Source organism: Achromobacter sp. ACM05, from assembly GCF_019218915.1.
GTDB lineage: Bacteria > Pseudomonadota > Gammaproteobacteria > Burkholderiales > Burkholderiaceae_B > Achromobacter > Achromobacter animicus.
Map to the genome: position 1 here is coordinate 121381 of NZ_JAHUWQ010000003.1, position 13631 is coordinate 135011.

Annotated in this window: 12 protein-coding genes and 1 tRNA gene; 9 read left to right on the forward strand and 4 right to left on the reverse strand. The window is 63.2% G+C overall.

The genetic code is table 11. The annotated features are described in order from the left end of the window. Positions 1–600: 600 nt before the first annotated feature. Both KW836_RS18885 and KW836_RS18890 read right to left on the reverse strand, forming a co-directional pair. Positions 601–1887 carry a phospholipase A gene (locus KW836_RS18885; protein WP_218344399.1) on the reverse strand — a complete coding sequence of 429 codons (1287 nt, stop codon included), beginning with the start codon at positions 1885–1887 and terminating at the stop codon, positions 601–603. A gap of 246 nt (positions 1888–2133) precedes the next feature. Beyond that, the gene (locus KW836_RS18890) at positions 2134–3636 is read right to left on the reverse strand and encodes an aldehyde dehydrogenase family protein (RefSeq protein ID WP_218344400.1); all 1503 of its coding nucleotides are present in this window, start codon (positions 3634–3636) and stop codon (positions 2134–2136) included. Between the two features lie 206 nt (positions 3637–3842). On the opposite strand from KW836_RS18890, the gene KW836_RS18895 reads away from it, so the two are divergent. The 7 genes from KW836_RS18895 (at position 3843) to KW836_RS18925 (ending at position 8997) form a co-directional block, all read left to right on the forward strand. Continuing rightward, positions 3843–4592, forward strand: coding sequence for an amino acid ABC transporter ATP-binding protein (locus KW836_RS18895; RefSeq protein ID WP_056563861.1), 750 nt, complete (start codon positions 3843–3845; stop codon positions 4590–4592). A gap of 86 nt (positions 4593–4678) precedes the next feature. Continuing rightward, entirely contained in the window at positions 4679–5470 is a 792-nt protein-coding gene (locus KW836_RS18900; RefSeq protein ID WP_175124386.1) for an ABC transporter substrate-binding protein, read from the forward strand. An 18-nt stretch (positions 5471–5488) separates the two neighbouring features. Then, entirely contained in the window at positions 5489–6181 is a 693-nt protein-coding gene (locus KW836_RS18905) for an amino acid ABC transporter permease (RefSeq protein WP_218344401.1), read from the forward strand. 2 nt (positions 6182–6183) lie between these two features. Then, positions 6184–6873 (forward strand): amino acid ABC transporter permease, encoded by a 690-nt coding sequence (locus tag KW836_RS18910; RefSeq protein WP_175139291.1) that lies wholly within the window; start codon positions 6184–6186, stop codon positions 6871–6873. A 9-nt stretch (positions 6874–6882) separates the two neighbouring features. Beyond that, positions 6883–8175 (forward strand): FAD-binding oxidoreductase, encoded by a 1293-nt coding sequence (locus tag KW836_RS18915; RefSeq protein ID WP_175124383.1) that lies wholly within the window; start codon positions 6883–6885, stop codon positions 8173–8175. A gap of 85 nt (positions 8176–8260) precedes the next feature. Beyond that, positions 8261–8845, forward strand: a complete 585-nt coding sequence (locus tag KW836_RS18920) for a helix-turn-helix domain-containing protein (protein WP_175124382.1) — start codon at positions 8261–8263, stop codon at positions 8843–8845. 75 nt (positions 8846–8920) lie between these two features. Beyond that, a tRNA-Arg gene (locus KW836_RS18925) sits at positions 8921–8997 on the forward strand. A gap of 219 nt (positions 8998–9216) precedes the next feature. Here the strand turns inward: KW836_RS18925 and KW836_RS18930 are convergent. Continuing rightward, on the reverse strand, positions 9217–9669 hold the full coding sequence (locus KW836_RS18930; protein ID WP_218344402.1) for a hypothetical protein: 453 nt from the start codon (positions 9667–9669) through the stop codon (positions 9217–9219). A gap of 495 nt (positions 9670–10164) precedes the next feature. Between KW836_RS18930 and KW836_RS18935 the strand changes: the two genes are divergently transcribed. After that, positions 10165–11280 (forward strand): acyltransferase, encoded by a 1116-nt coding sequence (locus KW836_RS18935; RefSeq protein WP_218344403.1) that lies wholly within the window; start codon positions 10165–10167, stop codon positions 11278–11280. 448 nt (positions 11281–11728) lie between these two features. Next, complete coding sequence (locus tag KW836_RS18940) at positions 11729–12019, forward strand: hypothetical protein (protein ID WP_105239900.1); 291 nt, start codon at positions 11729–11731, stop codon at positions 12017–12019. A gap of 358 nt (positions 12020–12377) precedes the next feature. On the opposite strand, the gene hutI is transcribed toward KW836_RS18940, so the two are convergent. Continuing rightward, complete coding sequence (hutI, locus tag KW836_RS18945) at positions 12378–13592, reverse strand: imidazolonepropionase (protein ID WP_218344404.1); 1215 nt, start codon at positions 13590–13592, stop codon at positions 12378–12380. Positions 13593–13631: the final 39 nt, after the last annotated feature.

Here is a 13631-nt window from a genome sequence, read left to right on the forward strand (position 1 = left end):
TGGTGCTTGATGAATCTGCCGGGGAGTTGCCCCGGATCCCCTTGGTGCGCGGATTATTGGCTGCGCTTTTGCGCGGAGTTTACGGGAGTGGGTGGGAGTTGCGGGGGGAGTGAGGGAAATCCCTTCGTTGAATTTGGCGGCTTCGGTGCGGGTTCTTAAGACGCCCGGCGCGGCGGTGGCCTGGGTGCGCAGGGCTACGATTGCGGTCCGGAGCCTTCGCTCCGGACTGCCCCGTCGTCATCGTCGTTGTCGCCTTCGGCGACTGCCTTCCGATTCCCTCGGGCGCATCTACACGCCCCGCGCACCCAGGCCACCGCCGCACCGGGCTGCGTCGTATGAGGTCGTGCGGTCGGCGGGGAGGGCGGCTTGCTTGGCCTTCTTTTGTAGGTTTGTTGGTGGCCGGAAGATCTTGCGGGGCTGCCAGATGTCGGCCGCGCGGGCGGCCTTATCTGGCGTTCGGGTGTCTTGCGTCGGCGGCTCACATCGAGGTGTCTGACACCGTCCCGCTGACGGAAGCGCCATATTGAAGTGCGCGCAAAGCAAATCGCCGGCTTGTTAGGCCGGCGATTTTGATTGTCGCTCGTGCGATGCGTTGAACCCTTACGGAATCAGCGACAAGCCCACGCGGAACTGGCTTTCGTTGCGCTGGTTGTAGCCCAGCAGCGTCTCGCCGTAGCCGTTGAAGTACTGCAGATGCAGGTACCCGTTCCAGTTCAGGAACGTACGGCGCAGCGGCCACGCAAAATCCAGCTGCGTCGTGCGTCGCTTCTGATCTCCCTGGCGGTACATCGCCGAGACGACGGCGCCGTTGTCCTGGGCCCAGCGCAGTTGCCAGTCGACGTGGCCGGCGTAGTCGGCGTAGTCGCTGTTTTCCTTGGCGACGGCGAAGTAGGCTTTGACCTTGGGGGCGAAGGTGAGGGTGCTGCCGCTGTCGAAGCGGTAGTGGAAGCGCGGTTCGATGTAGCCGTCGTTGAGGGAGCGGGAGTCTTCGCCGTCCTTGCCGTTGGAGGCGTGTTCGACGCCGGTGTTCATGCCGAAGCGCCAGTTCTGGTTCTCGGATTTCCAGATGTCGTCGGTCATCCAGAAAACGCTGGGATTGAACGTGGTGTCGATGAAGGGCTTGGAGTCGCTTTCCAGATCCCACAGCGAGGTCTGGGTGTAGCCCAGGTAGAAGTCGTCGTGCCAGGTGTCTTCGCCGCCGCGCGGGCTGATCAGGCGGTATTTGGCGCTGATCTGGAAGCGGGCGGTGGTGAGGCCGCGGGTGCCGACGGCGAAGTAGACGGGCTTGTAGGCGGAGAAGGCGCTGCGGAATTTGTCGAAGGCGGCCTGTTCGACGGTGGGTTCGATGGTGGCGGCGGGGGCGGGGCCGGCTTCGGGGGAGGCGCCTGCGGCGGCGACGGCTGCGGCCGGGACGGGTTGGCCGCTGCGTGGGTCGACGACGGGCGTCTGGGCGGGCGTGGTGGCCAGGGTGCCGCTGTCGCGGCCGGTGGCGTCGAGCGCCATCATGGACGGTTGGCCTTCGATGGAGACGGCTTGCAGGCCGCGTGCGGTGGCGGGCACTTCGGCGGACCAGGACATGCGCGCGAAGTTGTTGACGGGCACGCTGTAGTTGTCACGGCCGCTTTTCAGTTTGGCGAGGCTGCGGACGATCTGGCCGTCGGGGCTGCGCCACTGCAGGACGAGTTCGGGCGGGGCCTGCCAGTCGACGCGCGAGCCGCCTTCGTTGAAGAATACGGCCTCGATGGTGACGGTTTCGCCGGGCGCCGCGGAGGGGCGGTCCAACCGGTATGACACGCCTGCCGCGGCGGAGCCGGCCGCGCTCAGGGCCAGGACGGCGGCAAGGAGGCGGGGGGTGGGAGAGCGGTGAAAAGGACGGCGGGAGGTCATTGAGGATGTATCTGATTTTTGTGATCAGGCAATGTAGCACCGACTCCGGCAACAGTTTGTAAATCAGACTAATCGTATGTGTGGGCTGTAAAAAATGCGAAAAGCCCCGCGCGTTGTCGACAATGCGCGGGGCTTTTTGAGCCGGTTGTGATGCGGGAATCGAGGTTCAGCGGGCCGGGCCTTGCGGCTCGATGCGATGCCATGCGCAGGCTTGCTGCAAGCGCCGCGCGTGGCATCGCGTCGGGGTTATTCCCCGAACTTGATGCCCTGTGCCAGCGGCAGATTGCGCGAGTAGTTGATGGTGTTGGTCGCGCGCCGCATGTAGTTGCGCCAGGCGTCCGAACCGGACTCGCGGCCGCCGCCGGTTTCCTTTTCGCCGCCAAACGCACCGCCGATTTCGGCGCCGGAGGTGCCGATGTTGACGTTGGCGATGCCGCAGTCGGAGCCGGCGGCGGACAGGAAGGTTTCGGCTTCGCGCAGGTCGTTGGTGAAGATGGCGGACGACAGGCCTTGCGGCACGCCGTTCTGCATGGCGAGGGCGTCGCCGAAGTCCTTGTAGCGCATGACGTAGAGGATGGGCGCGAAGGTTTCGTGGCAGACGACGTCGGTCTGGCCGGGCATTTCGGCGATGGCGGGGCGCACGTACCAGGCGTCGGGGTATTGGTCGGCCAGGACGCGTTCGCCGCCGGTGACCTTGCCGCCCTGTTCGCGGGCGGCGGTCAGCGCGGCCTGCATGGCGTCGAAAGAGGCGCGGTCGATCAGGGGGCCGACGAGGTTGCCGCCGTCGAGCGGGTTGCCGATGGGGGCGCTGGCGTACGCCTTGTGCAGGCGCTGGACCAGTTCGTCGGCGACGCTTTCGTGGACGATCAGGCGGCGGGTGGTGGTGCAGCGCTGGCCGGCGGTGCCGATGGCGCCGAAGACGATGCCGCGGGCGGCCATGTCGAGGTCGGCGGTGGGGCCGACGATGATGGCGTTGTTGCCGCCCAGTTCAAGCAGGACGCGGCCGAAGCGTTGCGCGACGCGCGGGCCGACCTGGCGGCCCATGCGGGTGGAGCCGGTGGCGGACACGAGCGCGACGGTGTGCGAGTCGACCAGGGCTTCGCCGACCTCGCGGCCGCCGATCAGGACTTCGGACAAGCCGGCGGGCGCGTCGCCAAAGCGTTGAACGGCCTGCGCGAAGAGCGCCTGGCAGGCCAGGGCGGTGAGCGGGGTCTTTTCCGAAGGCTTCCAGACGACGGCGTTGCCGCAGACCAGCGCCAGCGCGGAGTTCCAGGCCCACACAGCGACGGGGAAGTTGAAGGCGCTGATGACGCCGACGACGCCCAGCGGATGCCACGTTTCCATCATGCGGTGGCCGGGGCGTTCGGAGGCGATGGTCAGGCCGTAGAGCTGGCGCGACAGGCCGACGGCGAAGTCGCAGATGTCGATCATTTCCTGCACTTCGCCTTCGCCTTCGGCGACGATCTTGCCGGCTTCCAAGCTGACGAGGCGGCCGAGTTCTTGTTTGTGCTGACGCAGGGTTTCGCCGAACAGGCGGATCAGTTCGCCGCGGCGGGGGGCGGGGACGTCACGCCAAGCCAGGCTGGCTTGCCGCGCGCGGGTGATGGCGGCGTGGGCCTGGGCCACCGTGTGCTCATGCACCTGCGCCAGTTCGGCGCCGTCGATCGGGCTGCGGGCGATCAGGGTGCCGCCGGTGAGCGCACTGGAGGTGAGTCCGAGATTGCGCAGGATGTCTTGAGGAGTGTCCATGCCGGTTCCTTCGAGGCCTTGCGAAGTCAGCGCCTTCGCTTAAGGGTTATGCCTAAGTGGCGATTCTGGAAAAAAATTTACTATACGAAACTATGACGTGAAATGCGAAATATTTTTGAGGCGCCCTTTGCTGGCCTCCTTGAAACGCCAGTGCGTGCGGCAGATCCTCAGTCAGCCCCTCGCGCACTGCACCTGAAGGTGAATTCGTGGCGGAACCGTTGCTCGTTGTTCAGGCAGTCAAAAAGACCTATCAGCGCGACGGGCATCCCCCGCATCTGGCGCTGGACGGCATCGATTGCCAGCTCGAACGCGGCGAGGTGATGGTCGTGGTCGGTCCGTCCGGCTCGGGCAAGAGCACCTTGCTGCGCACCCTGAACGGCCTGGAAAGCATCGACAGCGGCACGATCCGCGTCAATGGCGTGTCGCTGACGGATCCGGCCACCGACGTCAACCGCTGGCGCACCGACGTCGGCATGGTGTTCCAGCACTTCAACCTGTTCCAGCACCGTACTGCGCTCGACAACGTGGCGCTACCCCAGCGGGTGGTGCGCGGCCGCAGCCGTGCCGATGCCGAACGCTACGCCCGCGACCTCCTGGGCCGCGTCGGCATGGCGGAGTTCGGCGACCGCTACCCCAGCCAGTTGTCCGGCGGCCAGCAGCAGCGCGTGGCGATTGCGCGCGCGCTGGCGATGGACCCGCAACTGATGCTGTTCGACGAGGCCACGTCGGCGCTCGATCCTGAAACGGTGGGCGGCATTCTTGAATTGATGCGCGCCCTGGCGCGCGATGGCATGACGATGGCGGTGGTGACGCACGAAATGGGCTTCGCCCGCGACGTGGGCGACCGCGCGCTCTTCATGGACGCGGGCCGCATCGTGGAGATGGGTACGCCCGACGAAGTGTTCGGCCACCCCAAAGAGGCGCGCACCCGCGCCTTCCTGGAAAAGATTCTGTAGTCCCGCCGGTCCGGCTTATCCGGGCGCTGCCGGCGCGATGTGCCTTGCCCGGAACGATATGGGTCCAATCACCAAAGGGGTTAGCAATGTTGAAAATCAAACAATGGCTGGGCGTGGCCAGCGTCGCCCTGGCGGCCGCCACCGTGGCCCTGCCGGCACAGGCGGACGAACTTTCCGACATCATCAAGCGCGGTGAATTGCGCGTGGCGGTGCAGACCTCCGGGCCGCTGATGAGCTTCATGGACAAGACGGGCAAGCGCACGGGGCTGGCCGTGGAAGTCGCCAAGCGCATGGCCGACGACCTGGGCGTGAAGCTGGTGCTGCAGGATTATGAATGGAAGGGCCTTTTGCCCGCGCTGCTGTCGGGCAAGGCCGACATGGTGGCCGCCGACATGACGCCCACGCCGCAGCGCGCCGCGCAGGTGCTGTTCTCGCTGCCCATGTTCTACGCCGACACCGTCGCCGTGGTGCCCAAGGATTCGCCGTACAAGAACTACGCCGAACTGAACAAGTCGGGCGTTACCGTCGGCGCGCTGGGCGCCAGCACCTACGCCGAAGTCGGCAAGAAGATGCTGCCCACGGCCACGCTCAAGGAGTTCTCGGGCGGCAGCGCGCCGGTTGGCCAGGCGCTGTCCAGCGGCCGGCTGGATGCCGGCATCATGTCGCTGTCCACCGCCAACCAGTTTCTCGTCGACTTCGGCAACCTGCGCGTGCTTGAGGGCGTAATGGTGCGCGAGCCCCTGGCGTTTGCCGTCGGCCCCAACGCGTTCCGCCTGAAATTCTGGCTGGACAACTGGCAGACGCTGAAGACCGCTGACAACTCGCTGCCGGAACTGGTCCAGTACTGGTATTCCACCGATTGGAAGAAAGACCACTGATCGGAGACGGGACCGCCCATGGACTGGCTGATCGATTTCTATAACTGGCGCATCGTCAGCCAGTACACGGGCCAATTTGCCGAAGGCCTGGCCAACACCCTGATCGCTGCGGGCGCAAGCCTGGTGCTGTCGGTGCTGGCCGGGGTTCCGCTCGCGCTTGCCCATATGTCGTCCCGCGGCGCGGTGTGGCGCCCGGTGGCGGCGTATGTGCAATTCGTGCGCTCCACGCCGCTGCTCGTGCAGATCTACCTGGTCTATTACGCGGTGCCTTATCTTGTGCCGGGCGCCAAGGGCTGGAGCGAGATGGTGCTGGGCATCCTCGCCATGACCCTGCACCACGCGGCCTACATGAGCGAAATCATCCGCGTCGGCATCGAGTCCGTGCCGCGCGGCCAGATCGAAGGCGCCAAGGCCTGCGGCATGAACTACCACCAGCGTCTGCGCTACGTGGTGCTGCCGCAGGCCTTTGCCAATACGCTGCCGCCGCTGCTGGGCCAGACCGCCGTACTCATCAAGGACACGTCGCTGCTGTCGTTGATCACGGTCTTTGAACTGGTTGCCGCGGGCGTGCAGATGAACAGCGAACGCATCGTGCCCAACGAAGCCTTCCTGACCATCGCGGCAGCCTATCTGCTGATCTACTGCGTCATGCTGCTGCTGTCCAAGGGCGTCAGCCTGTGGCTGGCCGGCCCGGCCTGGAACGCGAGGTAATCATGCTGGACTCCTATCTTTCCACCGCCGGCGTCGTGCTGCCTTTTCTGCTCAAGGGCTTCTGGGAGACGCTGAAGATCTCGTTTGTAGCCATCATTGCCGGCTCGCTGCTGGGTTTCGTGATCGGCGTGATCCGCAGCTACCGCATCCGCGGCGTGCATCAGATCCTGGGGCTGTACATCCACATCCTGCGTGGCACGCCGTTTCTGGTGCAGCTCTACATCGTCTACTTCGTGCTGCCCAGTTCGGGTATCGAGCTGCTGCACTGGGATTCCGGCACGGCGGCCTTCGTGGCGCTGTCGGTGTACACGTCCTGCTACGTGGCGGAAATTGTCATGGGCGCCATCCAGGCCGTGCCGCGCGGACAGACCGAAGGCGCAATGACGTTGGGCCTGCGCCCTTTGCAGATTCTGTGGCTGGTGATCCTGCCGCAGGCCATGCGCCTGATCGTGCAGCCCATGAGCGGCGTGTACGTCATGCTGATCAAAAGCACCGCCATCCTGTCCGTGGTCGGTATTACCGAGCTGACCCGCCAGGGGGAAGTCTTCATCATCACCTTCCCGGCCAAATCGCTGTTCATCTACGGCATGATCGCCGCCATCTACTTCATCTACTGCTACCCGCTCCTGCGCCTGGCCAACTGGCTGGAAAAGCGCCTGACCGGGGGCCTGCAAGGCGCGGGCCTGCACTGAGCCGACACCATGGTCTCCGAGTACATCGACACCTACTACAAGCGCACGATCGCCGACGGCGACACCTACTATCCGCCGCTGGCGGGCGCGGCCAGCGCCGACGTCTGCGTGATCGGCGCGGGGCTGGCCGGACTGTCCACGGCGCTCGAACTGGCCCGGCGCGGCCGCAACGTGACCCTGCTGGAAGCGCGGCGGATCGCCTGGGGCGCCTCGGGCCGCAACGGCGGCTCGGTGTCGCCGGCGTTTTCCGCGGGCGCCGACGCCATCCGCAAGCACGTCGACGAAGACCACTACCGCCAGCTTTACCGGCTGTCGATGGAAGGCGTCGAGATCATCCGCGACAACATCCGCGACCTGCGCATCGCCGACGCCCACAAGGTCGACGGGCGGCTGCGCGTCGTGCGCTACGAAGCCACCGACGCGCTGCGCCAGTGGTGCGACAGCCAGCAGCGCGACTTCGGGCGCGACGTGCGGCTGCTCTCGCGCAGCCAGGTTCGCGAGCGGCTGGTGTCCGACGTCTACCATCAGGGCATCGAAGACCCCTCGTCCTTCCACTTCCATCCGCTGAACTACGCGCGCGCGCTGGCCCGCGAGTGCGTGCGGCTAGGCGTGCGCATCCACGAGGATTCGCCCGTCGTGCAGGCCACGCTGGACGGCGCGGTCAAGCATTTGAAGACCGAGCAAGGCCAGATCGACGCCGCCACCGTCGTGCTGGCCACCGGCGGCTACACCGGCGACGTCGTGCCGGCCCTGCGCCGCGCAATGCTGCCCATCGCCACCTACATCATGCTGACCGAACCGCTGGGCGACCGCGTGCGCGAAGCCATCCGCAGCAATGCGGCCATCGGCGACGACCGGCGCGCCGGCAACTATTACCGCGTCCTGGATGGCGGCCGCATCGGCTGGGGCAGTAGAATCACCACCCGTGTCGACGACCCGCCCGATCTGGCCGAGTCCCTGCGCCGCGAACTGCTCAGCGTCTACCCCCAATTGCAAGGGGTGCGCGTGGAGGCAGCGTGGTCAGGACGCATGGCCTACGCGCGGCACCTGATGCCGCAGATCGGCCTGCTGGGTCGGAATGTCTGGTATTGCACCGCGTTCGGCGGACACGGCATGAACACCACGTCCGTGGGGGGGCGCGTCGTGGCCGAGGGCATTACCGGCGACACGCAGCGCTACAAGCTCTTCGAACCGTTCGGGTTGGCCTGGAACGGCGGAAGCCTGGGCACGGCGGCTGTTCAACTGACTTATTGGTCTTACCAGGCGCGCGATTGGTGGCGTGAGCGTCAATCGCGGGGCTGACTATTGCGGGCTTGAGGATTCGGGCCTGAGGGTTCGGGTCTGAGTATTGCGGGCCTGACTACTGCGGGCATGACAGGGTATACAGATGCAAGGCAACAAACAGAGCGCATTGGCACAACGGCTGCGAGCCTTGCGCCAGGCGCGCGCGTGGACTCTGAAGCAGGCGGCCGAGGCCACCGGCGTGTCCGCGTCCACCCTGTCAAAGATAGAGAACAGCCTGCTGTCCCCCACCTATGACAACCTGATCAAGATCGCCGCGGGCCTGGACCTGGACGTGGCCGAACTCTTCACCGCCTCCGACGCCCACATGGGCACCGGCCGCCGCAGCCTGAGCCGCCAGGGCGAAGGCCGGCAGTACGAAACTCCGTATTACGATCATCGGTTGCTATGCACTGCGCTATCGCACAAGCGCATGATGCCGTTTCATACCCGCGTCAAGGCGCGCGCCTTTGACGAGTTCCAGGACTGGAGCCGGCACGGGGGGGAGGAGTTTGTGTATGTGCTGGAGGGAGAGGTTCAGCTTTATACCGAGTTCTATGAACCGGCCCGGCTGAAGGCGGGGGAGAGCTTCTATATAGATAGCCGGATGGGGCACCGGGTGATCAGCCTCAGTCCGGAGGATGCGATTGTGTTGTGGGTGTCCACGCATACGGATATAGGCGAGGAGTAACTTGGGGCCGACCCACTTTTTCCGCAACAGGGTAAAATGCGCGGCCCGGACGGGTTCCGGGCGTCACCACACCGCGCGGCAGTAGCTCAGCTGGATAGAGCACGGGCCTTCTAAGCCCGGGGTCGGGGGTTCGAGCCCCTCCTGCCGCGCCAGAGTTGCCGAAGCAAATCAAGGTATCGCGTGACGGGGAAGTTCGTTGCTCAGGCCATTATTAGAAAAAAATGCGGATGGATGAATCTTTTGGGCTGCATCGCCTCTGATGGTTGCAGTTCGCAATTCAGGTGCGTGGCAAGAGAAAAGGACCGATGATTGGTCGGCCCCTGCTTCCTTAAGATCTCACTCTGCCTGTTGGATCGCGAGTCGGGTGTCGTCTAGCTGCTAAGAGGCACGCCTCTGACTTGAAACCGATCCATCAAAATCGTTCTGTGCTTAAGGCAATCAAGCGCGTCCTCGAGCTTCGTTAGTGCAACTCCATAGGCGGGGGACGCGCCAAGTCCGGCCTGGATGCAGCGCAGGCGGTCAACTACGACAGCCAGCAGTGCTTCATTTGTAACGCCGTTTGGAACCAAATCGAGAACCGGACCGTTTTGGAAAAGGATTTCTATCTTCTCAGCAGAGGATGGACAGTCCTCGACATGCTGGCGCGACGGATTGGTCTGCGCGTTAAACCCACTCACTACATAAAGGTGGTTCATGCCGGCAGTGCATGGCTCGTCGGTGGCGACGATCGTCAGCTTTTCTTTTGCCTTATTGACGATGTGCTCGATAATTGGCCGGGTCATCGATTGCTCCATTTTAGTCGTAGGTTGTTTGGCTTCACTCAATCGTCAGATCGCTCCAAGAGCTTGAACCAATTTACCAATTTATGACAGCCCTGCAATCTGTAGTAATTACTAGATCAAGATTCCTAACCTAATTGGCTTGACATTCAGATAAATCTGCGGCGCTCACTGCTGCTTAACTCCCAGTAATGCTGTCTCGCGTCGGGTACGCTTGGCGGGCCTATTTCTCAAGCAAGGTTGCGGCGTGGAACCCGCTGAAAGTGACCCGCGGGTATGGAGTCGACCAAGCTTGTCGTTCAATCTCAAGTGCGGGAGCCAACGGTGTGCCCATGCTCGCCGATTTATACACCGGTGCGGCTTTCAGCAGACCGGTCGATCCGGCGCCAGCGTCCTGCTCTGATGGCAGCATAGGCCGCCTAGTAGGCGGCCGTTCCCGAGAGTCAGGCGTCGGCGGGATATGGTGGCGGATGCTAACATCCGTCGACTTTTTCAAAGTGGTCCCTGGCTGTGCAGATCGGAATCCGCGACGCAAGTTCATTGAGCTACATTCCCGGCCTGGACGGGGTGCGTGCCATCGCCGTGCTAGTGGTGATGACCTTTCATTTCACTGCCGGGTTTGTCCCTCAACTGCGGCTGCTTGGCGTTGGGTGGCAAGTATTCGCAGGGGTCGCAGGTACTGGCTGGGTGGGGGTCGATATTTTTTTCGTCCTTTCCGGGTACCTGATCGCCAAAGTACTGAAAACGCGCCCTGTTTCTTCCATAGCCGGATATTCGAACTTTATCGGTAGGCGTTTCCGTCGTCTGGCACCGCCTTACATTTTCTGCCTCCTCGTATTTGGGGCAGTTGCATGGCTCTTTGTCCCGGGCAGCAAGGCTTTTAACAATCAGTACCTGTTGTGGACGTTGACCTCCAACATTGAAGCCAGCTTCGGCGACCGTAACGCACTAGGCGATCCCTATTTTTCGCTTGTGCATTTTTGGTCCCTCGCGGTGGAGTGGCATTTTTACCTGCTCTTCCCCCTGCTGGTATTTATGACTGGGTCAGTGAAGCGCGCCGCAGGTGTGTTGGTTGCGGCAGCGTTGGCGTGCCGAATGGCATTTGTGCATTTTGGGGTGTCCGACAACGCCATCTATTCATTCTCGCTGTGCAGGGCCGATTCCCTGGCGCTGGGATGCCTTCTCGCCTGCATCAATTTGAACGACTACAAGCGTTATCGCTCAGCCGCCGGTTTGATCGGTGTGCTTGTATTTGTTGCTCTGCTTTCTAGCTTGGCGCTCGATTCCAAGCCATTCAAGATGGTCTCCTGGCTACAGATGGTAGGGTATACGGCGCTGTCGGTTGCGATTGCGATGATGCTGTTCGCGGTCTTGCAATCCTCGCCTCAGTCAAAGGTGACGCGTGCTCTTGAGCAAAAATGGCTGGTGTGGATCGGAAGGGCTAGCTACAGCCTCTATATCTGGCACCTGGTGTTCTTCCCGTGGATACAGGCCACGGTAGCTCGGCAGAACTACGACATTCGGCTTCAGTATCTGCTGACGCTAGTGATTTCCATGTCGGTGTCTTTCCTTGCCGGCTCTATTTCCTTCCGGTTCATCGAGGCGCCCTTCATGCGACGTCGGCATTTATCCAAGGCTTCGGTGGCCAGCACATAGCCTGGCGATAGGCAATTCATTTTCTCCAAGCACCTTCGGGCTTTTTTTCGTTCATGGTGAAGCTGGGTGACTGAAAACTTCCCAGGCCATTGCCCAGACCCGGAGTGCTTGGCCCGGCACCAAATCGTGGTCGACGCCTAGGCCGAGCCCTGTTGCAGTCAGGCTCACACCGGCTGTACGTCCTGCGCCCTAGTCGGTTGCCTCGCCGTTCCAGTGAGTACAGGTCCGGCATCCTTCGGCGATCGGGGAATGAACCAGGACATGGCGCGTTGGAACAGACGGCTGCAAAGCCGCATATAATCAGAGCCCACAACTTGAACCTGTTCTAACGCAGAGCAGAAAGACGCGCGCAAATTCAAGGCGTTAGCCTCATTTAACCCAGGCTTTCCAAGCCCTCGGGGCCGAAGTTCGAGCCCCTCCTGCCGCGCCAGCTCCACTGGCTTTCCTTATGAACCTAGACCGACTGCGTCGCGAATTTCCCCGCTACGACATAACCACCCTTCCGACGCTGCCCGAAGGCTACGTCGACGCGTCCGAGCGCATCGACGCCGCCCCGTCCTTCGTGAACGAAGAGCGCGGCTTGAAGGTGTATGTCGACTACGCCAACTACGCCGACCGCGAATCCGGCAGAAGCCAGCGCTACTGCGTCTCGCGTTGGGACGAAGAAGAAGGCGACTACGAGGATGTGGCGCTGTCGACGAATGATTGGGCGGAAGTCGTGCGGTTTTTGACTGCCTGAGTCGTCTTTCGGGGCGATCGATTTTTGCGACGATCATCGTCGTAGTCGCCCCCGTGAGCCTCGATAGGGATAACCCTGTAGGGGCTTTTGCATTTCGAAATCAGATGTCGAGTTGATCGAACCGAAGACCCAGCGCGGCCGCGATTCGCTGGTGGTTCGTCAGGGCCTTCACGTTCTGAGCATTTGGAAGATCAGCCAGGGAGGTCACCGCGTTGGCGATGCGGTGGCGGTCTTGCCGGTTTTCAAGGTAACTATAGGTTTTGCTTTTTTTCGATGTTGAGCGTCCGCCAGCTCCGGCGCGGCTAAGACAGCGGGTGGGACCTGACGCGCCTGGAGTTGAGTCCTGGATTGATGCGTTTCACTGCGCAGGCACGTCGACCAAAGCCCCACGCCGAACCACACGCTTCGCCACATCCCCCCCCACCCAATACGCAAGCTCCGCCGGATGCGTGATCTCCCACGCCACAAAATCCGCCACCTTCCCCACCTCCAGCGTCCCGTGCGTCGTTGACAACCCCAACGCCCGCGCCCCGTTCGCCGTCACCCCCGCCAGCGCCTCCTCGGGAGTCATCCTGAACAACGTACACGCCATGTTCAGCATCAACCGCAACGACAGCACCGGCGACGTCCCAGGATTCAGATCCGTCGAAATCGCGATCGGCACGCCGTGCTGCCGTAGCAGATCCACCGGCGGCAACTGCGTCTCACGCAGCGCATAGAACGCGCCGGGCAACAGCACCGCGACTGTCCCCGCCTTGGCCATCGCCAGTACATCCGATTCGGTCAGGTACTCCAGATGGTCGGCAGACAAGGCGCCATAGCGCGCCGCCAGATTCGCGCCGTGCAGCGATGACAGTTGTTCCGCATGCAGCTTCACGGGCAGGTTCAGCCGGGCAGCCGCCTGAAACACCCGCTCCACCTGCACCGGCGTAAATGCCAAGTGTTCGCAAAAGGCATCCACGGCATCGACCAGCCCCTCGGCGGCCAGCGCCGGCAGCATGGTCAGAGCAACTTCGTCGATGTACTCATCCGGACGCCCTGTGAACTTTGGAGGCAGCGCGTGCGCGGCCAGGCAGGTTGCACGCACCGTCAGCGGCAGCGTCTGACCCAGGCGCCTGGCCACGCGCAGCATCTTGCGTTCATTCTCCAGATCGAGCCCGTATCCCGACTTGACCTCCAATGTCGTCACGCCATCTCGCAGCAACTGCAGCGCACGGCGGTGGGCGCTGGCGTACAGTTCGTCTTCGGTTGCCGCGCGCGTGGCGCGTACGGTGCTGGCGATGCCGCCGCCCTGGGCGGCGATGGTGGCGTAGTCGACGCCTTGCAGGCGCTGTTCGAATTCGCGGCTGCGGTCGCCGCCGAATACCAGGTGGGTGTGGCAGTCGACGAGTCCGGGCGTGACCCACGCGCCGCCCAGGTCGTGGACGTGCGCGGCATCGACGGAGGGTAGTTCCGAATCCGGGCCGATCCATTCGATGCGATCGGCCCGGGTCACGATGGCCGCGTTCTCGATTGCGGAATACGTGCCGCCGGCCATCGTGGCGGCGTGGCAGTGTCGCCAGACTTGTCTCATGCGTTTCTCCTTGGTGCAGGCGCCGGCGGAATCCATGGC